The following is a 19709-nucleotide window of genomic DNA, read 5'->3' as shown; positions in this document are numbered from 1 at the left end:
ATAATCCTTAAAAACCTTGTCCGATAGTAATCCGGGATAGTGCTCCAGGGGGCTCAACTAATGAGAACCTACTCGTTCGGTGCTGAAACCGTCCCGGTTGCGATGGCCAGCGACCTGCTCGTCGGGAGCGTGCACGACGGTAAGAACTACAAAATAATGCTCGCAAGGCTCGACGGTGAAGAGATAGTCGAGACCCGCTTTTTGGCGGGAGAGAACGACTGGGAGGGGCACAGCGCGCTCAATCTCGGCGACGGCTACCTGATAGGCGGGGCGGTTGAAGGGGTTGCAACGCCTGACGGAGGAGAGGGCTGGAAGGCATATCTGGCGAGGCTCGATAAGAGCTTAAATCCACTCTGGGAGCTGAAGCTCAACGTTAGAAACAACGGAGCCGTTTATTCAATCCTTCTCTCGAATGACGGAGTTTTTATCGCCGGGGAAACCGGAAGGCCAGGCGACAAGGGATTCTTCATCGGGAAGGTCTCCCCGGAGGGGAAGCTCCTCTGGCTGAAGGATTTCGGGAGCTGGGAGGATGGGGTTTTCACGGCATTCCTGCCCTTGAAGAATGGTGTGAGGGTCATAGGGAGCATCAAAGCTGAAAACGGGAGCTGGGAAGTGAAGGCCTTCGACTTCAACGACGAGGGGAACCAGCAGGAGAGGAGTCCTCGCAGAGGGTACAGCTCTGAGTGCCTGCACATGGAAAGATGAGCTTGTCCTGGCCGGCTACCGCGGGGAAAGCTTCTGGGTCCAGGCCGGTGAGCGGAGAATCGAGCTTGGCGAGGGGAGCGCCACCTCGCTCCTGTCCGCAGGCAATAAGCTCCTCGTCGGGGCGAGCTTGAAGGAAAGGCCGTTGTGGTCGAGATTCTCGAGGGAGAAGAGCCAAAGGTAAGGGAGCTATGGGAAAACGGCTGGGTCGAGGTGCTGAAGGGAGGCATCGCCATCGGTGTGAGGGAATGGGAGGAAATCGAGATGGTGGCTCAGTCAATTGAGGGCTGAATGCCTCGTTCCATTTATCCTTAACAAAACAAAGAAGTCCCTTGAGGGGATGCCCATGCGCCCGATAATCTTGAAGGGCAAAAAGGTCTCCCTGGCGATTTTCCTCAGGGAAAACCTTCCCAAAAGCTGGGAGTGGTTCAACGACAGGAGCACCGTTAGGGGTCTCTTCAACTCAGCCCACTTCACCCTGCCCGAGGAAGAGGAGGAGTTTTACGAGGAGCTGAAGAAGAACAGGGAGAAAAGCTCCACTTTCGCGGTGATAGAAAACGAGAGCGGAAAGCTCGTGGGCATAGCCGGCTTCAACTGGATTGACTGGCAGGCAAGGTGGGGGGAGATACTCTACTACCTCTCCCCGGAAGAGAGGGGAAAGGGTTACGGAACGGAGACGGTGAAGCTCCTCTGCGAATACGCCTTTACTCATCTCAATCTCCACAAGGTCTGGGCGAAGGTTCACAGCGACAACATTCCCTCAATCCGCGTCCTTGAAAAGAACGGCTTCTCATTGAGCGGACGGTTCCGGGAGCACGTCTGGAGCGACGGGAGGTACTTAGACGAGCTGATTTACGAGAAGTTCAGAAGGGATGAAAATGATTGAGCACTTGGAACTCGATTCTCAGCCGGTTTTCCTTGATTTCCCCGCCAAACGCGACCACCAACCCCTCAGGAATGCCCTCAACGGTTATCTCGGCGTCAAACTCCGAGCCAACGATAGACTTGATGAGGCTCTCGAAGTCCGGCTCCGATGGAGGGCACAAAAAGGCTCGACATCGCGGTGGCACCGTTCAAGGTCATTGAAAAGGAGCCCTTCAGGCGCTCCATTCTTAGCGGAGAAGGAATTAACAGAGCCCTTGAGCTACTTGAGAATGCATACTGGTTTTATTCGTCCATCTTAGGGCACAGGGCGGGAAAGTTCACCGTCATCGAGACGCCTGAGAACTACGGCGGGCAGGCCGGAAAAGGCTACGCGCTCGTCGCGGGGAGCTCGCTCAGGGCGGAGATACCAGCAAACCTCTACCACGAGCTCGCCCACCTCTGGAACCCGAGGGCAACGCCCAAGGCTCATCTAAGCAGGTTCTTTGACGAGGCCTTCGCCAACTACCTGACTGCGCTGGCGATTAAGGAGATACACGGCGAGGAAGCCTTCAACCGCTTCATCGAGGGCCTGAGAAGGAACTACGAAGCCGTAATTGAGCGGTTTCCGGAGGCGAAGAAGCTCAGACTGTCTGAGTGGGGAAGGCTCGGCCTCTGGGAGCTCTCCTACACAAAAGGAGCATTAATTCTCTACGAGATCCACCAGCGGGCAGGAAATGCCTTCTACGACGTCCTGAGGAGACTCGTGGAAGAGGAGAGCGTTGATTTCGAGAGGTTCAGGAGAATCATGAAAGAGGTCACAGGGCTTGAGGTTACCGTTTGAGAAGAGAAGGAAACCGAGGAGTGAAATGCCTTTCAAGCTCCTCAGCGACGTCTTCGGGTAGGCCTTCCTTCTTGAGGACTTTTTTAAAGCTCCGCCTCGCCCGGTTGGTTATCCTCACAAGACCGGCAATTCTAAACGCGAGCAATGGAAGGCGGAGAAAAAAGCGAAAAATTGGGAGCGGGTTCATTCGACCTCCCCTTTGCTTCCTTCCTTTTTGGGAACCTTAGGAATCTCCGGAACCTGAAGGTATTTCTTCATATCCACGAGCATCTCCATGAGCTTCTTGCCGGGGTTTATCGAGTCCATGTACTCCTTCGTGAGCTCAAGAGCAGCATCCTTGTCCATGCCCGCCTCGACGAGGCTCTTATAAAATTCTGCCACGCTCTTTCCCATCGCCTGAACCCTCTCAGGGCTGTAGAGCTCGTTGAGGAGCTCTTTGAGCGGCCCGAGGATGTTCTCCACCATGTCCCCGAGTTTCTCCAGCAGCAGGGGCACTTTTTCAAGGTCTTTGTCGCCCTCGTAGGCCTCGATGAGATCCTCCAGTATGTCCGCCTTCTTCCTGAGGACTTCGAGCTCCTCCTCGCTCCTGGCGTTCCTCATCTCTTCTACAATCTCATTTAGGAGTTCCTCCAGCTTCTTCGGAGTTCCACCCTTTTCATCCACCATGTCAACCACCTCGATAATCATTAGTCCGGTCAAGTTTAATCGGGATTCCGACTATTTCGAGCCACTTTTTGACCACCCTCTTTGAGAGGGCGTAGCATTTTCCCCTCTCGCCGGGAACCTCGACGACGATGCCCATCTCCTTCAGCTCGGCCAGCTTCGCTCGAACCGTGTTGCGCGAGGCCTTTCCGCGCCTGCCCTTCAGCTCCCGCGCTATCTGGCTCACGTTGGCCCGCTTGAGGTCGAAGAGAATCCGGACGATTTCCCTCGATATGGGATCGGTGACCTCGGGAACGGCCACCTCTATTCCCAGGCTACCGTACTGGGTGTATAGATTGATGAGCCGAAGGTAGGCCTGCGCCAGCTGGGGAACGAGGGCGAAGCTCTCCCTGAGCTCTTCGAGCGCCTTCCTGAGCTCCTGCACTTCCCTGGCGAGCTCCTCGTCGGGCATGGTTAATGGTTGGGTGGTCAACCCTTTAGCGTTTCCGGTCAGGAGTTAGCAGTTTTAATGATTCACCATGAGAGGCCTTCCGTCAGGCTGAGGAGCTTAGACGTCATGTCCTCGGTGACGTTGCCCTTTCCCCACTCTTGATATATCCCCGAAATCTCGCGGTCAATCTGCAGGAGGACGTCCAGGTTTTCGGCCACGAGTTTTCTCGGCTCTTCGCTGTTCCTCACGTGGCTGAAGAAGTCGGCGAGGTTTGCAGATGCAACGTGAAAGTTCCAGTACATTTTCTTCCCGGTGACCTTGTAGAGCGACGCCGAGGCCTTACTGAGCACGAGGGAGCAGAAAGCATACCTTCCAACCCGCTCCCTTACGAGTTCCTCGCTCGCGTTGTTTTTAAACATCGTTTCGAGGGCACCCATGTCGGTCAGACAGAAGAGGGCGGTGTTTGAAACGGAAAGAAAGCCACTTTTGGCGTCTTCTGCCTCTGCACTTTTCCGGTGGTATGAGTAACCGAGGACGGCCGAAGCGACCAAGAGCAGGGCGATTATTAGAGACGCGATATGTTTCATTAATACCACCGGACGTAATTGGAAAATAGCCTTAAAAGGTTTCTCCAACCCTCTCATGGTGATGTTCATGCTCATCCGCGAGGCAAGGCCAGAGGATAAACCATTCATCGAGGAAATAGCGAGGCTGACCTGGGACGGTGAGGATTATCTAGCACGGGTCTTCGACGAGTGGCTTGAGGACGGAGGTTTTTACGCCCTCGAGGTTGACGGAAAGGTCGTCGGGACGGCGAAGCTAACCATTCTGCCGGGGAAGGTTGGCTGGCTTGAGGGGCTGAGGGTTCACCCAGACTACAGGGGTAGAGGCTACGGGAGGAAGCTCCACAATTTCATGCTCGGGCTCGGCGAGAGACTCGCCCGCGAGGGAAAGATTGAGGCCCTTGAGTTTGCGACCTACTTCCTCAGCCGCGAGAGCATAGCCATGGCAAAGAGAGACGGCTTCTACATCAAGGCCAAGTTCTTCAACTTCGGGGCCAAAGTGGCAGACTTTGAGCCAGAAGAGCCCGAGAAAATTGAGCCAGGGATGGAAGACCTGACCCTCGGCGTAATCCCGGTCGGATTGAAGTTTCTCCACAGGAGTCATGAGAGCTTCGAATGGCTGAAGGCGAAGGCCTAATTCTACGACCTCAACGGCTTCCGCTTCCTCGTTCCGAAGGGGGAGGCAACGTTCACGCCCCTCGACGTTGGACTGGCAACGCTTAAGGCCACGCTCCCGGGAATGGCTTGGGTTGCTCGCGAGAGGGGACGGGAGGAGTTCGAGGTAATGCTCCCGAGCGGTGTTAAGCCCCTCCTGCCGGGACTGAAGAGGCTCGGTCTCTTTCTTTGGGAGGAGACTGAGGAACCCAACGTGCTGGTTCTCAGGAGACTTTTCTTAAGTTCGAAAGAGAAGTAGACAATCATGGCTATAATAAGAGATAAAAAGAAAAGTGTGTATCTATGGACTAGAGGGAACAATGATGGGCTATATTATTGAAAATCTTCAAAATTCTTTAGACACTGGTATATTGGCTCTTAAAACAGCTTGGGAGAGTGAAATTTTAAAGGAATTCGGAAACAAAATGTGGATACCAGAATTGGATGATGAATACAAACCGTGGTTTTTCAACCCCCATGGTATCTGCCATGCATATAGTGTAAAAAGAAATAGCGTAAAGCTTTATAAAAAGTACATAAGTACTCTCCATACGGATCCTATGTCCTATAGGGTGGAAAAGCTGATACTGGAGATATCAGCACTTTCTCATGATTTGTCAATGATCTCACCAGACATAAAAAAATGGAATTCTCCGGATGGGTTTAAGGAACTAAGAAAAAAACATGGAGAATACAGTTACCAGATTGTTAAAAATATGGAAAAAGCCATTTTAAAGTTTGATTACGAAGAAGGCTCAAATCAAGTATTTTCCTTAGATCTCGGGGATTTCATAGGTATTGTTGGTTTTCTTATAAAAAATCATAATGGCAAGAAACATATAAAAAAGAATAAACTAAAACAAAGAGTGTTATCTGTGTATATAAAAGAGAAAGAATATCAAGTGACAATTAGACCCTATCTACTTTTACCCATTCTTCGTACTGCAGATTTAATTGATGACAACTATGAAAGATTTAATCCTAAGTATACCCCATCAAGAAAAATTCAAGAAAATCCCTGTCTTGCGGAGAGCGAGGGGTACTTAAAAATTCTTAACAAAGCAATTGCATGGGGATATGTATTCGGAAGCACATTTGCAGAACAAATTAAGTTTTATCTACGATCAATGATAATCAGGGAAAATCCATTAGATAATATTGGTACTGGATATAGCAAAAATAATAAAACATTCCTCATGTCCTTACCTCTGTTTAACTTTCCATCAAAAGTTGTTTTTTATCCAGAGAGAGATTGGAGAATAACTATAACACAAGAGACAGTAGAACGGTGGTTAAGAGACTACCTAAATCTTGAAATCGATGAAGTTGCATCTAGTAGGATAAATGGATACTCTAATAGAATTTTGAAAGAGTTTGGATTACCTTTGATGAAATATCAACTAGAATACACAGAGATGGATTTCCCGATTGAAGAAGTTTTCAAAATGACATATATCAGAAATGCTATCCAATTTTTGCTTAGAAAGTTAGAGAGCAATGATATTTCTTCCTTGATAACAACTACGTACAGGTTAACAAATCTTCACAGTATCACAATTCCTGAGATTATTGTCCCGTATAAAATCGAAAATGAACCAACGCACTATGCATTATTGATCAATAAAAACACAACTAATCAAGCTGACCACCCATATAAGTTATCCCCATCTTTAACTTCCTCAGTAAGATCAGTAATCCAACAACCCATGGAGCAGTTGGTCGAGTTCTACACAGATTTTGAGCTCATCGGCCAAGGTGGTTTTGCGTGGGTTTACAAAGCTAAAAGAAAGAGTGACGGTAAAACAGTCGCTCTCAAAATCCCCAAGAACCTGGACACGGCAACTGGAAAAGCCTTCCTCCGAGAAATAAGCAACTGGCTGCACTTGAAGCATCCAAACATCGTCGAACTCTATGACGCCAACGTACTACCGATTCCCTATCTCGAGATGGAATTTTGCGAAGGTTCATTAGAAAAAACTAAAAGGCCTATGTCAATAGATGAGGCGGTACTTGTTATTCTCAATATTGCTGAAGGGCTTAAATATGCTCATTCAAAGGGTGTAATCCATCGTGATTTGAAGCCGAGCAACGTTCTACTCAAGCAAGGTATAGCCAAGATTAGCGACTGGGGGCTAAGCAAGTTTGTAAGTGAAAATACATACTCGACACTAGAAATTACACCCCTCTACGCCGCTCCGGAGCAGATAGACCCATCTCGCTTTGGAAAAACCGATGAGAGGACGGACATCTGGCAGCTGGGAGTTATCTTCTACGAACTTGTGACTGGAAGGTCCCCCTTTAACGGGAGTACCTTTGGAGAGATAGTGTTCTCAATAATTGGGAAAGACCCGGTTCCACCGAGCGCTGTCAATCCAGAGGCTAAGTTCGTTGAACCCATCATTATGAAAATGCTCGCAAAAGATAAGGCTAAGAGATATGAGACTGTAGAGCAATTACAAAATGATTTACTAAAAGTCTTTATGGAGATCCTACCAACAAACACAGAGCTCACCACCGTCACTAAGAATATTCGGTTAGTTGAGTATTTTAAATACATGTTTATTGCATACCTACGGGCAGGAAACTTAGAGAATGCTTATCGTATAGGAACTGAGCTAAAATTATATATAAATGACAGCACTAAACTAAAAAAATTACATAAAATGTTAAGCCAACTTAGTGTATTCCTAAACGAAAGAATAACACCTTCTCCAGAAACAATAAATAACATAGAAGAAACTATTATATGGTTAGTTTAGTTTTAGCTTTTAAAAACTCTAAAACGTGAGAATAATGAAAATAGTCCGCCTAATTGAGGAACACCTCCCGGACTTCCAGGAGCTTTACATCGAATTCTTCAAGGAGCTTAGGGGCAAGCAGGGCTGGAGCCCCCACGCCGAGGCAGAATACAGGGCAGAGGCAGTGCACTACTTCAAAAGGGGCGACATAATATTCCTCGCATTCGATGGAAGAAGGGCCGCAGGCTTCATTAGAGTTTCGAGCAGGGAGGGCAGCTTCTGGGTGGAGGAAATATACGTGAGGCCGGAATTCAGGGGGCAGGGAATTGGGACAACTCTCGTCGAACGGGCCGAGGAGGAGGTGCTGAAGTGGGACTCGGCTCTCTACCTCTTCGTCTTACCCCAGGACAAGGACGCCATAGCCTTCTGGAAGAGGCTCGGCTACGACACGATAAATACCATCGAGCTCGTGAAGGACCTTGAGCCAACGCCCAGAGATAGCGGCTTCCACACCGTTGAGCTCCTCGGCGAGAGGTTCAGAATCTTCAGATGGAGAGGCGAGAAGTTCACAGAGGAGGAGAAACGCTTCATGGAGCTATTAGACGAGTTCTACAGGAAGGGCGGAACTAAGGAGGAGTTCCTGAAACTCGTTAACAGGGCCCTGGAGGGATGGCTGGATTAACCTATTTCTCCAGCTCCTCGCTCAACTCTCTAAACACTTCCACCGCCTTTTTCGGCTCAAGGTCGTAGGTGTAGAGGCCCGAGTACTTGTATGGGTCGCTCTCCGGCCGGTCGGGCCCGTAGTCGTGGAGGGCCGCCCAGACGACGACCTCGGCGCCTTCGTTCAGCTCGACCACGAGCGCATCGTGAACGTAGCGCTCAAACCCCTCCTCTCCCTGATAGCACGGCAGAATCTGGAACTTTTTGATGGGCGTGTAGCTCGTTTCCGTTATCCAGAGGGGCTTTTCGAGGCCGAATTCATGTAGAATCGCCCGGGTCTCCCGGATTTCCTGAATTATGTCCTCAGGACTCCGGAAGTTCGTGTGGATGTTCGCCACATCGAAGTTCTGTCCCGCTGGAAAGTCCGGGTCGCTCAGGAGCTTCCTGAGGTAGTCCCTCTCGCAGGAGGGCTCGACCTTCGAATTGGCAAGCCCGCCGAGGACGACCTTTGCATCCGGTCTCCGGCTTTTATACCGCCGTAGAAGTAGGCCAGCATCTCAGCGTACTCGTCAGCGGTCGAGCCGTCTCCGTCGAGGTCTTTGAGGAAGCCCCTCATGTCGGGCTCGTTCCAGAGCTCCCAGTGGGTTATTTTCCCCCGGTAGTGTATGGCCAGAGCCTTTGCGAAATCGCGGAGGTATTCGCCCTTCGCCGGCGGATAGAGGTAGTAATCCTCCGCATCCGGTTTTCCCGAGGCCCATTTAGGCGTGAACATCACGACGGGAAGCACGGAGAGGTTTCTCTCAAGAGCGGCGTTGATTATCCAGTCAAACTCGGTGAAGTTGTATTCCCCTGGCGAGGGCTCTGCCAGTGCCCAGATAAAGCCTATCCTCACCCACTTCGTACCCACCTTATTTGCCGCGTCAAAAACGGCCTCCGCCCTCTCGTGGCTTATGCCCGGATCCATGTAGACTATCAGGACACCGAGGGAGCCGTTGACACCGGGAGTGAGGGTGTAAGTGACGTTGCCCTCGCAGGGCGGAAGGGTAGGAGTTTGATTGACGAACAGCAGACCAAAGATAACCAGAAGGACGATGAAAAACGCCGTGAGTGGAAGCAATCTCCTCAGCACGTTGACCGCCATCCGAACTTGGGGGAACCCCATTTAAAGCTTCTTGAGAAATTAATCTGGGTGAGTGCGTTTAGCAAGCCCACAGTCTTCATAAGAGGGCGAGCGGTGCTGGTTTACGCCAGGTGTCTGAGAAACGTTTTAAAATCTCGGTTGTAATCTGAACGGGGCTTCAGATGCGCTGGAGTGAGATTCCGAGGGAAGCCAGGGCATACATGCTCTACCACACGCTCATCGCTCCCGGCCTGATAGTCTGGATACTCTTCCCGCTATACCTCATGGGGACCGGCTACTCGATTCTCGAAGTCGGGGTGTTCTTTACCGCTGTGAACATAATCGCGATTCCCCTGACTTACCTCTTCGGCAGGCTCTTCAACCGCTGGGACATCAAGAAGGGCCTTATCGCGATAGACATCCTCGACGGCATCGCATACGTTTCCTACGGCCTCGCGAAGGGAGCTATAGCTCCTATCATGCTCTTCGCCGGGCGAGCTATAGAAAAGCTCTCCACTGTTCTTTACCCCCTCTACCGGGCCTACGAGCAGGTAATCTACCCGGAGGACAGGTATGAGGAAATCTTTGCCTGGCACCTCCGCTTGCCCGAGATATCTCGGCTTATCACCTTCCCGATTATGGGCTACATCCTAGGCTACGTCTATCCTGGACCGGAGAGCTACCGTTGGGCGTTTCTGCTCTTCGGCCTCTTCTCGGCCATCACGGTAGCGTACATCTGGAGGTTCCTCCCTTCCGTTGGTCGGGAGGAGAAGATAACATCGGAGGGCTTCACCTTCAAAGCAGGCGAATTCAAGCTTCTCCTCGCCTTCGAGGCCTTACTAACGCTCGCCTGGGCTCTAGCTCCTGAGCTGGTACTCATAAACTACGTCGTCTTCGTGCTCCACAAGACCGTCTTCGAGGTGACGCTGATAGCCTGCGCGAGCAGTTTGGCATCGATAATAGGAACTTACGCGAGCGAAAGGGTTCCGAAGAGAAAGGGATTCCAGGCAATAGGGGCCGGCATGCTGATTAACGCCTTCTACGCGCTGGTGATGGCCCTCTCGCCACCCTTCTGGCTCGCCCTCCTCGTTTACGCGGTCGGCGACTTTGGAAGCACCCTCTGGTTCCCGTTCTACCGCTCCTGGATGTTCAAGCTGATTCCAAAGGAGAAGGCCAGCGAGTTCCACGCGGCGATATCGAGCTACCGGAAGCTCCTCGCCCTCTTCACACCCTTCGTTGCGGGAGCACTGGCGAGCCTTCACCCAACGTTGCCCTACGCTGTAAGCTTCGGGCTGTTCCTTCTGGCTGGGGCTATGTTTGCAAAGCTGAGCAGAAAAGGAGAGACGGGAACATCGAGCCCCTCTTAAAACTCCGGAATCCTTATCGGCGCTTGCAACTCTTTCTCGTTCTTCTCGAGGTTCGTCGCGAGCATCTGAATCCTTTCAACGCCGTGGATTTCCTTTATGAACTCGGCGACGCTCCTCGGTACGAGCTCCTCCCATGGCTTGCCCTCGACCATGCGCTTCCTTATCTCCGTCGCCGAGAGGATGTCCTTCCTGAACATCGGCTGGACTATTACTTCATAGCCCTTCTCACGGAAGAGCTGGGCGACGAGCGAGTTCCCGGTGAAGACGACGTCAAAGCGGGGCACCATACTAACCACGTAGGTCGCCCAGATGGCGTTGAAGTTGATGTCCGGGAGCGGAATCAAGTAGTAGCGCTTCTTGGGGAACTCAGCTTCATCAAGGGCCCTTATCAGCATCTCCATCCTCTCGCTCGTCGTAAAGGGGTTCTTGAGGGTGTGGCTTGCCTGTGCGCTCCCGATTCCGATGATGACCTCGTCAACTTGCGAGAAGACGAACTCCAAAGCTTTCATGTGCCCGTTGTGGACGGGCTGGAAACGGCCGACGAATAGACCGCGCTTCATTCAATCACCTCCGATCAGCTTCACCCTAACAACATCCCCGACACCCAAGTCGAGCCTCTCGCCCGCGCTCCCCTGGTTGACGGCAATCTCAAGGTAGTCGTGGCTTCCCGGGAGTGCAAGCAGTTCTCCGGGCTCCACTTGGCCGTAGGTCTCTCTGTAGGGAATCTTAAGTCCAAAGTCGAGTAGCTCAACCGCCTCCGGCTTCCCGTAGTCCTCGAGGTTTAGGATGACATTGCCGAAGTCATCAACGTAGATTACCTTCAGAACCCAGAGGTCGCCTTCCTTCCTCGGCTCAATGTCGAGCTCGACCAGCGAATCGAGGGGAATCTCTTCCGCGAACTCCTCTGGAGAAACTCCCATCTCTATGAGTGCTCCAGCGGGCCCGAAAACATCTCTCCCGTGAAAGGTCGAGCTTATCCTCCAGCCTGTGAATTTTTTAATCCTTTCGAAGTCTATCTCCCAAGCGCGTCTCGGGTTTATATGCTTGAGCGGAAGTGTAGCTAATCCGTTGTCCGGAACGACCAGCCACTGAGAACCTTCGATGATTACCGCCTTCCTCTCGGTCCCGACGCCGGGGTCTATGACTCCGACGTGAACCGTTCCGGGAGGCGAGTACTTAACCACCTGCTCCATGACGAAGGAGCCCTCGATTATCGAGTGCCTCGTCACCGCGTGGGTAACATCGACGAGTTTCGCGTTCGGGTTGACGCGGAGCATCGCAACCTTCATCTCACCGACGTAGGGCCCCTTAAGCCCGAAGTCCGTCGTCAGCGTTATCACTTTCACCACCCAAAGTTTAATTAAAGGTTTGGCTTTAAAGGGTTTGGAGATGAAGGTGAAGAGAACGGCCGTCCTTCTGGCACTCGCGCTCATCGTGCTCGCGTCCGGTTGCCTCGTGAAGCCACCGGCGAAGGTTACCTTCTCGATTGACAAGACGACCGTACCCCCCGGAGGAACGTTCCACATAATCGTGACCGTCAACAACACGGGAAAGGTTGGGCTCGTTGGGGCCACACTAATCCTGGGCAACGACAACTTCCAGATAGTCCAGGAGCCAAGGTTTCCGCCCGTTCTAAAGGTCGGCCAGGCAACCCAGCTCGTCTGGATAATCCGCGCGCCCTCAAGACCCGGAATATACACCTTCCAAGTCTCCCTGGAACTGCGGGACGAACTTAAGAGAACCTGGACTGGTTTCTACGGCCACTTCAGGATAACCGTTTCCACAGAGGAGAACGTTCCGGTGAGGCTCTCGCTGAACGTGAGCGCACCCAAGAAGGTTTTCGGGGGCGACGAGATTCCCGTAACCGTTGAGATAACCAACGGGTACGACGAAGAGGTCGAGCTCCTCAAGGTGAGCTTCGTGCCCCTGCCCAGAATGAAAGTTCTGGGGGCGCCAACACCTCCGAGGGTTATTCCCCCAGAGGAGAGCGTGACCCTGCGCTACACCTTCAAGGCACCCTACTCCTACCGCGACGGTTTCGTCTCGGTTCTCGTCCAGTACCGCGTCGGAACAGCTGAGAAGAGCATGGCAAAGAGCTTTAGAATCCAAGTCGTCTGGCAACCCTGGGAGGCGACGGTCGAACAGCTGAAGGAAGCGTACGGAGAGAACTACGCCTGGACGGCCAGCGGGCACATCGTTGACAGGTACTGGGAGGAGAGGTACAACTCAAGCTCGGCCTTCAACGCAACGACGTTTAAACCCGCAACGCTGGCGATAATCGGGAACGCGAGCTCCGAATACCAGGCGGCTGTTGAGCTTTACAAGTGGATTAAGGCAGTCTACAATTTCACGGACAACACGACGACCCTCAACCCGAAGGAGCTTCTCAGGATGGAAACCATAAGCCCGAGGGAGGCCCAAATCCTAATAACGGCGATGCTCAGGTCAATAAACGTTCCCGCCAGGGTTGTAGGCCTCTACAACGGCGTTGACTGCACTGCCCACCCAATTACCGAGTTCTACACCGGCGACGGCTGGTACGTGATTGACTTCAGCCACGACTTCATAGGTCCCCTGGACGAGTACCTGGCCAGTCCGTACTTCCCCAGACTCTACCAGCTCATAACAACCAAGGGCTACCGTCTCGTGGCCCTCAAATACGGAACCGGCCTCCACAACCACGTTGACGTCACGAACCAGTTCATGAACGACCTCGAGGACAGGCTTATGAACGTGATTATGAACCGTGTAAAGCCATCTCTCCGCTCCAAGATTGACCTCGTCCTCAACGACCTGAACGAGCAGGAGAAACTCTACGCACTCTTCCTCTTTGCGTCGGCACCCAACGAGGCCGAGCTGAACGAGGTCCTCTCAGAGTGGAGCGCGGACAAAATCCAGAAAAACATAAAAGTCCTGTACGAGTTCTACAGGGACATACCCTGGCGCGATGATTTCACTTACTACTGGAGGGTCTTTACGGGTGAGGTGTGATGATAGCGGTACTCAGACTCGGTCACAGGCCGGAGAGGGATAAGCGAATCACAACGCACGTGGCCCTGACGGCTAGGGCCTTCGGAGCCGACAAAATAATCATCGCCGCCGAGGAAGACGAGCACGTCAGGGAGAGCGTTGAGGACGTCGTGAGGAGATGGGGAGGGCCGTTCGAGATAACCTTCGACCCCAGCTGGAAGAAAATCCTGAGGGAGTGGCGCGAGAGGGGCGTTATAGTCCACCTGACGATGTACGGGGTGCACATAGACGACGCGATGCCGAAGCTTAAGGAGGAGCTGAAGGCCGGAAAGGACTTCCTCATCGTCGTCGGTGCCGAGAAGGTTCCAAGAGACGTTTACGAGCTGGCCCACTACAACGTGGCAGTTGGCAACCAGCCCCACAGCGAGGTGGCGGCGCTGGCGGTTTTCCTCGACAGGCTCCTCGACGGTGAGGGCCTCAGGAAGGAGTTCGAGGGGGCAAAGCTCAAAATCATTCCGCAGGAGAGGGGGAAGAAGGTAATCCAGCTCGACGGGTGAAGGAAATGGTCCTCAACAGGTATCGAGAGAACGTCAGGGGCTACCTTGAGGCGATAGTTAAACCCCTCGCAAAGGCCGGGCTAACGCCGAACGCGGTAACAGTGATAGGCCTCCTACTAAGCCTCCTTGCGGCCTACCTCTACTACCTCCGCGAGCCGAGGTTGGCGGCTCTAACGCTCCTCATAGGCTCGCTCGTTGACGCCCTCGACGGAACGCTGGCAAGGCTGACAGGGAAGACGAGCCGCTTCGGGGCATTCCTCGACTCGACCTTCGACAGGATAAGCGACGGCGCGGTGCTCTTTGGAATCGCGCTCGGAAGCCTCGCAGACTGGCGCGTTGCCTTCCTGACGTTCATGGGAAGCTACCTCGTCAGCTACGAGCGTTGCAGGGCCGAGTTAGCTGGCTCCGGAAAGCTCGCCGTTGGCATAGCCGAGAGGGCGGAGAGGCTGATAATCCTCATGCTATTTTCGTTCCTCGGGGCAGAATACGTCAGATATGGCGTCTACATCGTCGGAATACTCGCGTGGATAACCGTCATCCAGAGGTTTTACGCCGCCTACCAGAGGCTGAAGTGAAGAAGAGGGGAATGACGAGAATTTCGCTATCTGAGGCTCCGATGAAGAGCCCTGCCGTTGCTGACCCCCATCATTTTTCCATCAGACCCTTCACTATCTCAACGACGTCGCCCAGCTTTGAAACGACGAAGTCGCAGTTGTCCCAGAGCTCCCTCTTCTCGGCCTTCGGGTCGAGGAGAACGCTGAGCATTCCAACGTTCTTGGCACCAACGCAGTCTTTCCTCGGGTTGTCTCCGACGTAGAGGGCCTCCTCTGGCTTTACACCCGCTTTTTCAAGGGCCAGCCGGAAGGGCCTCGGGTGGGGCTTGAAGTAGCCTGCCTCCTCGCTGGTGGTTATCGAATCGAAGAGGTCGTAGATTCCGAGTGCTTTTAGGTGGCTCTCGATGTAGTCGTTGTCCGAGTCGGTTACGATTCCAACGTGGAGGCCGAGCGCCTTGAGCGCCTTAATCGTCTCCACCGCATCGGGGAAGAGTTCCCCATAGCGGGAGTGCATCTCAAGGCTGATTTCCCAGAATTCCTCGGGAACGCTGAAGCCGTAGCGCTCTGCAACGCGCCTTAAAGCCTCCGTATCGACCTCGCGGATTTTCCTCGCCTCTTTGCCTGCCAGCTCGCTGAAGAGCCTTGAGCTCTCCTCCTCATAGGCCCTCCAAACGGTTTCGGCGTCAAGGTCGGCGTTGGCCCTCCTGAGAACCTCGCGGATTATGTTGAGATGCGTTACGTTTTCACCGTCCTTCGTTATGAGCGTCCCGACGAAGTCGAAGAAGACCGCCTTCATTTTTCACCACCCTTTTTAGGTTCCCTGAGGGCGTTAAAACGCTTCCCGCCGTGGAGACGAATTTCACCCGAAAATATTTCGAAAGGTTGTAGGTCTGACGGAAAAAGCTGAGAAAGGCTTTTATCGTAGGACAACCCCCATCTATGGCGGAGGTGAGGAGAATCGAGGCCATACTCCTCGTCTGGGGCGTTAGGGACGAGGTTTTGGAGAAGCTCCCCGTGAGCGGGCAGTGGCTCTACGGGGAGTACGACTTCATAGCCAAGGTGGACTTCGCGGGAGAGAAGGAAATGGAGGAGTTTGAGAAGACCCTCAGGCACCTCATCAACGGTAACACCTTCAAGCTCATGCCGATTAAGCTCTCAGCCGTTAAGAGAGAGGTCGAAGGAGAGGAGACGATAGCGCTCCTTGAGAGCGTTAAAGCTTCGGTCCCATGATTCCTTTCTTCTTCAGCTCCTCGTAGGCCCTTCTCAGCGCGTCCCTTATCAGGTAGCGCTTGTTCAGGCCACCGAGCCTGTAGGCGGCTTTCCTCAGGCTTCCCGTTTTGAGGAACAGCTCTATCAGCTTCCTGTCTTCCTCGGGCAGGTCGAGGTACTTTAACGCTTTCTCGGCTATCTCAACCGGCAGGTTGCCCTCATAGGCGTAGTCCGAGCTCATCACGGGTTTCTCAAACTTCTCCACGAGGCGAAAGACTATCACGTGGGCCCTGGAGTCGTCGTTTACGTACTTGTAGTGCTCCTTCAAAGCCCTAATCAGCTCCTCCCTGCTGGAAAAGCCGTCGAGGAAGGCATCCTCCTCGGTGAGCTCCTTCACAGTTTTGCTCTCCACTCTCTCTATTACGGCCTTCCCGAGGGCGTAGCCGCCAGCGTGGATTAGAACCGTGTCCCCCTCCCTGAGGTTCGGTTTTCTGCCCAGCCTGACGGTTGCCCTCTTCTTCCCTTTCAGTATAGCATCGGCGTACTTCCCATCGAACTCGAGGTGCTTCATCGCCCCTCACCGATGAGCTTGAACTTTATGGCGATAACACCGTAGCGGTTCTCCTTCCACTTGGGGTAGAGGTTGTGGAACCGCTTTACCGCCCTCTCGAAGCTCGGCTCGTCGGGAAAGATTTTCTTTATGGGCTCCTCGCGCAGAACCTGTCTAAACGTCTCGTAGCGCTTGACCTCTGTAACAACGGCCGGAACCGAGTCGTTGAAGATGAGCTTGTCCCCGGGCTGAATCTTTCTCAACTGGGGGTAAGCGACGCGAACCTCTATCCTCTTCTGGCCGGACGTTATGAAGTCCAGATACTCCTCCTTGACGAACAGTCTGTAAACCTTCATCTTCGCTCCCGAAGAAAGTTCAGGGAAACTTTTAAAGGCTTTGGGGCGTAACCTTATTGGGAGCGACCATGAGAAGGGCTCAAACTGCACTGGAATACCTATTCATGCTCGCAGCGGTTCTCGTGCTCGTGCTCATGGCGACGAGGGTCGTCCTGAACTCAATGAGAGACCTCAACAGGAACGTTAACAACTACGTTGACAGCGTCAGGAGAGAGCTCCTCGAAAACCTGTGAGGTGAAAGCATGGAGGCGGTTCCGCTTCTGGCAGGGCTAGCCATGGGTTTGGTTACATCCTACACCGACCTGAAGACCGGTTTCATCTTCGACAACCACGTCTCGGTTCTTTTAGCGCTCATCGGAAAGTTCCTCGGCTGGGACGAGGGCGAAGAGGAGGTTCCCCTCCCGAAGTGGCTCGTCAAACTGCCGGTTCCGGCCGTTGAAATCGGAATCCTTTACTACCTCTACAAGGGGCTGAGCGAGGGTAGCGTTCTGGTTGCCCTCTCAGGAATAATAGCCCTGTTCGTTGGGCTGATTCTCGGTCTGCTCCTGTTCTACATCGGGGCATGGGCAAGCGGCGACGCGGTTATACTAGCCGGCTTCTCCGCGCTCCTGCCATACCCGCCAGACACGGCCAAGATAACCGCCCCCTACTACATTCACTACCCGCTTTATCCAATAGCAATCCTCCTCAACGGCCTCATAGCGGTGTTCCCGTTCATATTCATCTACGCCTTCGGCGTCATAATCCTGAGGAAGCGCTTCTCGGAGCTCAGAGAGATACTCGTCTCCGGTGCCGGCCTCACCGTCGAGCTGTCCCTCTGGATTATGGGTGCCCTGGGGGTAAGGGTCATCTTGGAAGAGGGACTCGGCGTCTCACTGAACCCCATCCTCGGCTGGCTCCTCGCGGTAGTCCTCATAACAATTTTCGGCAAGCTCAGGAGAATCGGAGACGTTGCGGGAGCGCTTGTTCTCTCCTATCTCATCTACCTCTCACCGGAGAGCGCGATTTTTGCCTTCCTGAGGCTCCTCGCGTTCCTCTACGCCTTCAAGGTGTTCCTGGCACTCGTCAAGTTCATAAGGAGGAACGTCCTCATGGAGGAGGTTCCGGTTGAGGAACTGAGGGAGTGGGACATACTGGGAGAAACCATCTTCGAGAAGGACGGGAAAATTAGACGCGACAGGACAGACCCCTTCGAGAGGCTCAAGTTCGCGCTCCTGAAGGTGGACCTTTCGCTCCTCAAGCCGGACTATGGGAAGGTCATAGCATCACCGAGCGCCGAGGGCCTGACGAAGGAGCAGATTGAAGAACTCAAGAGGCTCGTGGAGGAAGGAAAGCTGGAGAACAAGTTCTTGAGGAAGAAAGCAATGCCCTTCGCCCCGGCGATATTCCTCGGCTTCCTGATAAGCTACTTCATCGGCGACCTGTTCTGGCTCCTCGAGCTCAAGCTGATGGGCCTCTAAAGTTTTAAGGCCCTTTTCCAATTTTCCACCGGCCCGGCGCCCGCCCTCCCTGGGGAATCGTGAACCGGGGGTTCCGGTCGGGCCGACAGGGGGATGACGAGCTTTTGCTTTGCCGAGCGGTGAGGAGCACGCCCTTCACCGACCCCCTATCAGTCCCTCGATTATCTCCCGCACTTCTCTCAGGCTCTCGACGACGTGGTCGCCCTCAACGCCCTCGTGCGGGTTTATCGCTATCGCCACGTCCGCCTCACGGAACATGCTGAGGTCGTTGAAGCCGTCGCCGACCGCTATCGTCAGTTCAGGTTTGAGCTCCTCCTTGAGCCTTCTGAGTATCGCGCCCTTCCCCTCGAAGTCAACCCTCGGAATGACGCCGGCAACTTTTCCGTCCTTGAAGACCAGCTCGTTGGCGAAAACGTAGTCCGCTTTAAGCTCCCTCGCGACCCTTCCGGCCAAACACATCAGCCCGCTCGAGAGGAGGGCTATTTTAAACCCGTTCTCGCGCAGGAAGTCCATCAGCTCAAAGGCGTAGTCGTTGTACTCGACCGAGTCCGCCCACTCAAGGATTTCCTCCCTGCTTTTGCCGAGCCAGAGGGAAGCGTCTAACTCGGCCCACTTCGCGTAGTCAATCTTTCCGGCAAAGAACAGCTCCGCGTACTCCTTCCCCTTCTCCCACGTGCCGAACTTCTTGTGGAGCTCGACCCAGCTCGAACGCGCCTTTACAAGGGTTCCCTCGACGTCGAAAGCTATGAGCCTCATTCTATCACCGGGTTATGAAGAGGGACCGAACTTAAAAGTCTACTCCCTCCAGCCGTATTCCCCGATGAGCGGAACGAAGGCAACGCCCCCGTGGTTCTTTACCTTAATCGAACCGTCTTCGAGCTTGATAACCTCAAGAAGGTCCTGCCAGAGGTGGTAGCTTCCAACGGGGATTATGAGCTTTCCGCCGGGCTTGAGCTGTTCCACCAGGGGCTTTGGTATGTCCGGTGCCCCGGCCGTTACGAGAATCCTGTCGTAGGGAGCCTTCGGCGGGAAGCCGAGCGTTCCGTCGCCGGGAATCACGTGGACGTTCTTAGCTCCAGCGCGCTCCAGGTTCCTCCTTGCGAACTCGACCAGCTCTGGAATCCTCTCAACGGTGTAAACGTCGGTCTTGACGAGCTCCGAAATCAGAGTCGCGTTCCACCCGCTCCCGGTTCCTATCTCGAGGATGTTCATACCCGGTTTGAGTTCGGCAAGCTCGAGCATTATCGCAACCATGTGGGGGGCGCTTATCGTCTGCCCGGCCGGAATCGGCAGCGGCTCGTCGAGGTGGGCGTACTTCCGGTACTTCTCCTCAACGAAGAGGTAGCGGGGATACTTTAGAAAGGCCCGTTTAACCGCTTCGCTCCGTATGATTCCCTCGCGAACGAGGTTCTCAACGGTTCTCCTCCAGAGCTCGTCGAGGTTCATGGAAA

General features: G+C 53.5%; 25 protein-coding genes and 1 pseudogene. 14 read left to right on the top strand and 12 right to left on the bottom strand.

Annotated elements, in window-relative coordinates; genetic code table 11:
- Positions 1-60 precede the first annotated feature (60 nt).
- The 4 genes from MVO87_RS10590 (at position 61) to MVO87_RS10575 (ending at position 2407) form a co-directional block, all read left to right on the top strand.
- Positions 61-705 carry a hypothetical protein gene (locus MVO87_RS10590; protein ID WP_297515003.1) on the top strand — a complete coding sequence of 215 codons (645 nt, stop codon included), beginning with the start codon at positions 61-63 and terminating at the stop codon, positions 703-705.
- A 144-nt stretch (positions 706-849) separates the two neighbouring features.
- Entirely contained in the window at positions 850-993 is a 144-nt protein-coding gene (locus MVO87_RS10585) for a hypothetical protein (protein WP_297515001.1), read from the top strand.
- A 49-nt stretch (positions 994-1042) separates the two neighbouring features.
- Entirely contained in the window at positions 1043-1588 is a 546-nt protein-coding gene (locus MVO87_RS10580) for a GNAT family N-acetyltransferase (protein ID WP_297514998.1), read from the top strand.
- Between the two features lie 147 nt (positions 1589-1735).
- A complete protein-coding gene (locus MVO87_RS10575; RefSeq protein WP_297516555.1) occupies positions 1736-2407 on the top strand; it encodes a gluzincin family metallopeptidase in 672 nt (223 codons plus the stop codon).
- A 183-nt stretch (positions 2408-2590) separates the two neighbouring features.
- On the opposite strand, the gene MVO87_RS10570 is transcribed toward MVO87_RS10575, so the two are convergent.
- From MVO87_RS10570 to MVO87_RS10560, 3 genes are all read right to left on the bottom strand, one after another.
- Positions 2591-3073, bottom strand: a complete 483-nt coding sequence (locus MVO87_RS10570) for a hypothetical protein (RefSeq protein ID WP_297516558.1) — start codon at positions 3071-3073, stop codon at positions 2591-2593.
- 1 nt (position 3074) lies between these two features.
- A complete protein-coding gene (locus tag MVO87_RS10565) occupies positions 3075-3521 on the bottom strand; it encodes a helix-turn-helix domain-containing protein (RefSeq protein WP_297553105.1) in 447 nt (148 codons plus the stop codon).
- A 62-nt stretch (positions 3522-3583) separates the two neighbouring features.
- Positions 3584-4087: a hypothetical protein gene (locus MVO87_RS10560; RefSeq protein ID WP_297516598.1), complete on the bottom strand. Its 504-nt coding sequence runs from the start codon at positions 4085-4087 to the stop codon at positions 3584-3586.
- A 67-nt stretch (positions 4088-4154) separates the two neighbouring features.
- On the opposite strand from MVO87_RS10560, the pseudogene MVO87_RS10555 reads away from it, so the two are divergent.
- The 3 genes and pseudogenes from MVO87_RS10555 to MVO87_RS10545 all read left to right on the top strand — a co-directional run bounded on the left by MVO87_RS10555 (position 4155) and on the right by MVO87_RS10545 (position 8137).
- Positions 4155-4976 (top strand): annotated as a pseudogene (locus MVO87_RS10555) (GNAT family N-acetyltransferase).
- Between the two features lie 64 nt (positions 4977-5040).
- Positions 5041-7476, top strand: coding sequence for a serine/threonine-protein kinase (locus MVO87_RS10550; protein WP_297516563.1), 2436 nt, complete (start codon positions 5041-5043; stop codon positions 7474-7476).
- Between the two features lie 34 nt (positions 7477-7510).
- Complete coding sequence (locus tag MVO87_RS10545) at positions 7511-8137, top strand: GNAT family N-acetyltransferase (RefSeq protein WP_297516600.1); 627 nt, start codon at positions 7511-7513, stop codon at positions 8135-8137.
- A 1-nt stretch (position 8138) separates the two neighbouring features.
- Here MVO87_RS10545 and MVO87_RS10540 read toward each other — a convergent pair whose 3' ends face one another.
- Positions 8139-8513, bottom strand: coding sequence for a hypothetical protein (locus tag MVO87_RS10540; protein ID WP_297516564.1), 375 nt, complete (start codon positions 8511-8513; stop codon positions 8139-8141).
- A 35-nt stretch (positions 8514-8548) separates the two neighbouring features.
- The gene (locus MVO87_RS10535) at positions 8549-9256 is read right to left on the bottom strand and encodes a beta-galactosidase (protein WP_297516565.1); all 708 of its coding nucleotides are present in this window, start codon (positions 9254-9256) and stop codon (positions 8549-8551) included.
- A gap of 161 nt (positions 9257-9417) precedes the next feature.
- Here MVO87_RS10535 and MVO87_RS10530 point away from each other — a divergent pair, with 161 nt between their 5' ends.
- Positions 9418-10602 carry an MFS transporter gene (locus MVO87_RS10530; RefSeq protein WP_297516567.1) on the top strand — a complete coding sequence of 395 codons (1185 nt, stop codon included), beginning with the start codon at positions 9418-9420 and terminating at the stop codon, positions 10600-10602.
- Here the strand turns inward: MVO87_RS10530 and MVO87_RS10525 are convergent.
- Both MVO87_RS10525 and MVO87_RS10520 read right to left on the bottom strand, forming a co-directional pair.
- Complete coding sequence (locus MVO87_RS10525; RefSeq protein WP_297516569.1) at positions 10599-11162, bottom strand: nicotinamide-nucleotide adenylyltransferase; 564 nt, start codon at positions 11160-11162, stop codon at positions 10599-10601. The genes MVO87_RS10530 and MVO87_RS10525 overlap by 4 nt on opposite strands.
- Complete coding sequence (locus MVO87_RS10520) at positions 11163-11942, bottom strand: (R)-S-adenosyl-L-methionine hydrolase (protein WP_297516601.1); 780 nt, start codon at positions 11940-11942, stop codon at positions 11163-11165.
- Between the two features lie 49 nt (positions 11943-11991).
- Here MVO87_RS10520 and MVO87_RS10515 point away from each other — a divergent pair, with 49 nt between their 5' ends.
- Genes MVO87_RS10515 through pgsA form a run of 3 tightly spaced genes read left to right on the top strand, consistent with a single transcriptional unit; the run spans position 11992 to position 14704 of the window.
- Positions 11992-13593, top strand: a complete 1602-nt coding sequence (locus MVO87_RS10515) for a transglutaminase-like domain-containing protein (RefSeq protein ID WP_297553103.1) — start codon at positions 11992-11994, stop codon at positions 13591-13593.
- Positions 13593-14129: a tRNA (cytidine(56)-2'-O)-methyltransferase gene (locus MVO87_RS10510; RefSeq protein WP_297553102.1), complete on the top strand. Its 537-nt coding sequence runs from the start codon at positions 13593-13595 to the stop codon at positions 14127-14129. Before MVO87_RS10515 ends, MVO87_RS10510 begins: the two co-directional genes overlap by 1 nt.
- Before the next feature lie 5 nt (positions 14130-14134).
- Positions 14135-14704 (top strand): archaetidylinositol phosphate synthase, encoded by a 570-nt coding sequence (gene pgsA, locus MVO87_RS10505; protein ID WP_297516575.1) that lies wholly within the window; start codon positions 14135-14137, stop codon positions 14702-14704.
- A 70-nt stretch (positions 14705-14774) separates the two neighbouring features.
- On the opposite strand, the gene MVO87_RS10500 is transcribed toward pgsA, so the two are convergent.
- The gene (locus MVO87_RS10500) at positions 14775-15479 is read right to left on the bottom strand and encodes a TIGR02253 family HAD-type hydrolase (RefSeq protein WP_297516577.1); all 705 of its coding nucleotides are present in this window, start codon (positions 15477-15479) and stop codon (positions 14775-14777) included.
- A 143-nt stretch (positions 15480-15622) separates the two neighbouring features.
- Here MVO87_RS10500 and MVO87_RS10495 point away from each other — a divergent pair, with 143 nt between their 5' ends.
- A complete protein-coding gene (locus MVO87_RS10495) occupies positions 15623-15913 on the top strand; it encodes a hypothetical protein (protein WP_297516579.1) in 291 nt (96 codons plus the stop codon).
- Here MVO87_RS10495 and MVO87_RS10490 read toward each other — a convergent pair.
- Both MVO87_RS10490 and MVO87_RS10485 read right to left on the bottom strand, forming a co-directional pair.
- Positions 15894-16463, bottom strand: coding sequence for an ASCH domain-containing protein (locus tag MVO87_RS10490; protein WP_297516581.1), 570 nt, complete (start codon positions 16461-16463; stop codon positions 15894-15896). The two genes, MVO87_RS10495 and MVO87_RS10490, sit on opposite strands and share 20 nt — an antisense overlap.
- The gene (locus MVO87_RS10485) at positions 16460-16798 is read right to left on the bottom strand and encodes an ASCH domain-containing protein (RefSeq protein WP_297516584.1); all 339 of its coding nucleotides are present in this window, start codon (positions 16796-16798) and stop codon (positions 16460-16462) included. Before MVO87_RS10485 ends, MVO87_RS10490 begins: the two co-directional genes overlap by 4 nt.
- A 68-nt stretch (positions 16799-16866) precedes the next feature.
- Between MVO87_RS10485 and MVO87_RS10480 the strand changes: the two genes are divergently transcribed.
- Both MVO87_RS10480 and MVO87_RS10475 read left to right on the top strand, forming a co-directional pair.
- Positions 16867-17031 carry a class III signal peptide-containing protein gene (locus MVO87_RS10480; RefSeq protein WP_297516602.1) on the top strand — a complete coding sequence of 55 codons (165 nt, stop codon included), beginning with the start codon at positions 16867-16869 and terminating at the stop codon, positions 17029-17031.
- A gap of 9 nt (positions 17032-17040) precedes the next feature.
- Positions 17041-18258 carry an A24 family peptidase C-terminal domain-containing protein gene (locus MVO87_RS10475; RefSeq protein WP_297516586.1) on the top strand — a complete coding sequence of 406 codons (1218 nt, stop codon included), beginning with the start codon at positions 17041-17043 and terminating at the stop codon, positions 18256-18258.
- Between the two features lie 135 nt (positions 18259-18393).
- Here the strand turns inward: MVO87_RS10475 and MVO87_RS10470 are convergent, their stop codons facing one another.
- Positions 18394-19014 (bottom strand): HAD-IB family phosphatase, encoded by a 621-nt coding sequence (locus MVO87_RS10470; RefSeq protein WP_297516588.1) that lies wholly within the window; start codon positions 19012-19014, stop codon positions 18394-18396.
- Between the two features lie 39 nt (positions 19015-19053).
- Complete coding sequence (locus MVO87_RS10465) at positions 19054-19704, bottom strand: protein-L-isoaspartate(D-aspartate) O-methyltransferase (protein WP_297516590.1); 651 nt, start codon at positions 19702-19704, stop codon at positions 19054-19056.
- Between the last annotated feature and the right edge of the window lie 5 nt (positions 19705-19709).

This window comes from Thermococcus sp. (assembly GCF_027063845.1).
Classification (GTDB): domain Archaea; phylum Methanobacteriota_B; class Thermococci; order Thermococcales; family Thermococcaceae; genus Thermococcus.
The sequence above is the reverse complement of the archived record's forward strand: the minus strand, read 5'-3'. Positions and strand labels throughout refer to the sequence as shown.

Coding starts and splice junctions, on each gene's coding strand:
- MVO87_RS10590 (WP_297515003.1), top strand. CDS start 61: ATGAGAACCTACTCGTTCGGTGCTGAAACCGTCCCGGTTGCGATGGCC.
- MVO87_RS10580 (WP_297514998.1), top strand. CDS start 1,043: ATGCCCATGCGCCCGATAATCTTGAAGGGCAAAAAGGTCTCCCTGGCG.
- MVO87_RS10575 (WP_297516555.1), top strand. CDS start 1,736: ATGGAGGGCACAAAAAGGCTCGACATCGCGGTGGCACCGTTCAAGGTC.
- MVO87_RS10570 (WP_297516558.1), bottom strand. CDS start 3,073: ATGGTGGATGAAAAGGGTGGAACTCCGAAGAAGCTGGAGGAACTCCTA.
- MVO87_RS10565 (WP_297553105.1), bottom strand. CDS start 3,521: ATGCCCGACGAGGAGCTCGCCAGGGAAGTGCAGGAGCTCAGGAAGGCG.
- MVO87_RS10560 (WP_297516598.1), bottom strand. CDS start 4,087: ATGAAACATATCGCGTCTCTAATAATCGCCCTGCTCTTGGTCGCTTCG.
- MVO87_RS10550 (WP_297516563.1), top strand. CDS start 5,041: ATGGGCTATATTATTGAAAATCTTCAAAATTCTTTAGACACTGGTATA.
- MVO87_RS10545 (WP_297516600.1), top strand. CDS start 7,511: ATGAAAATAGTCCGCCTAATTGAGGAACACCTCCCGGACTTCCAGGAG.
- MVO87_RS10535 (WP_297516565.1), bottom strand. CDS start 9,256: ATGGCGGTCAACGTGCTGAGGAGATTGCTTCCACTCACGGCGTTTTTC.
- MVO87_RS10530 (WP_297516567.1), top strand. CDS start 9,418: ATGCGCTGGAGTGAGATTCCGAGGGAAGCCAGGGCATACATGCTCTAC.
- MVO87_RS10525 (WP_297516569.1), bottom strand. CDS start 11,162: ATGAAGCGCGGTCTATTCGTCGGCCGTTTCCAGCCCGTCCACAACGGG.
- MVO87_RS10515 (WP_297553103.1), top strand. CDS start 11,992: ATGAAGGTGAAGAGAACGGCCGTCCTTCTGGCACTCGCGCTCATCGTG.
- MVO87_RS10510 (WP_297553102.1), top strand. CDS start 13,593: ATGATAGCGGTACTCAGACTCGGTCACAGGCCGGAGAGGGATAAGCGA.
- pgsA (WP_297516575.1), top strand. CDS start 14,135: ATGGTCCTCAACAGGTATCGAGAGAACGTCAGGGGCTACCTTGAGGCG.
- MVO87_RS10500 (WP_297516577.1), bottom strand. CDS start 15,479: ATGAAGGCGGTCTTCTTCGACTTCGTCGGGACGCTCATAACGAAGGAC.
- MVO87_RS10495 (WP_297516579.1), top strand. CDS start 15,623: ATGGCGGAGGTGAGGAGAATCGAGGCCATACTCCTCGTCTGGGGCGTT.
- MVO87_RS10490 (WP_297516581.1), bottom strand. CDS start 16,463: ATGAAGCACCTCGAGTTCGATGGGAAGTACGCCGATGCTATACTGAAA.
- MVO87_RS10485 (WP_297516584.1), bottom strand. CDS start 16,798: ATGAAGGTTTACAGACTGTTCGTCAAGGAGGAGTATCTGGACTTCATA.
- MVO87_RS10480 (WP_297516602.1), top strand. CDS start 16,867: ATGAGAAGGGCTCAAACTGCACTGGAATACCTATTCATGCTCGCAGCG.
- MVO87_RS10475 (WP_297516586.1), top strand. CDS start 17,041: ATGGAGGCGGTTCCGCTTCTGGCAGGGCTAGCCATGGGTTTGGTTACA.
- MVO87_RS10470 (WP_297516588.1), bottom strand. CDS start 19,014: ATGAGGCTCATAGCTTTCGACGTCGAGGGAACCCTTGTAAAGGCGCGT.
- MVO87_RS10465 (WP_297516590.1), bottom strand. CDS start 19,704: ATGAACCTCGACGAGCTCTGGAGGAGAACCGTTGAGAACCTCGTTCGC.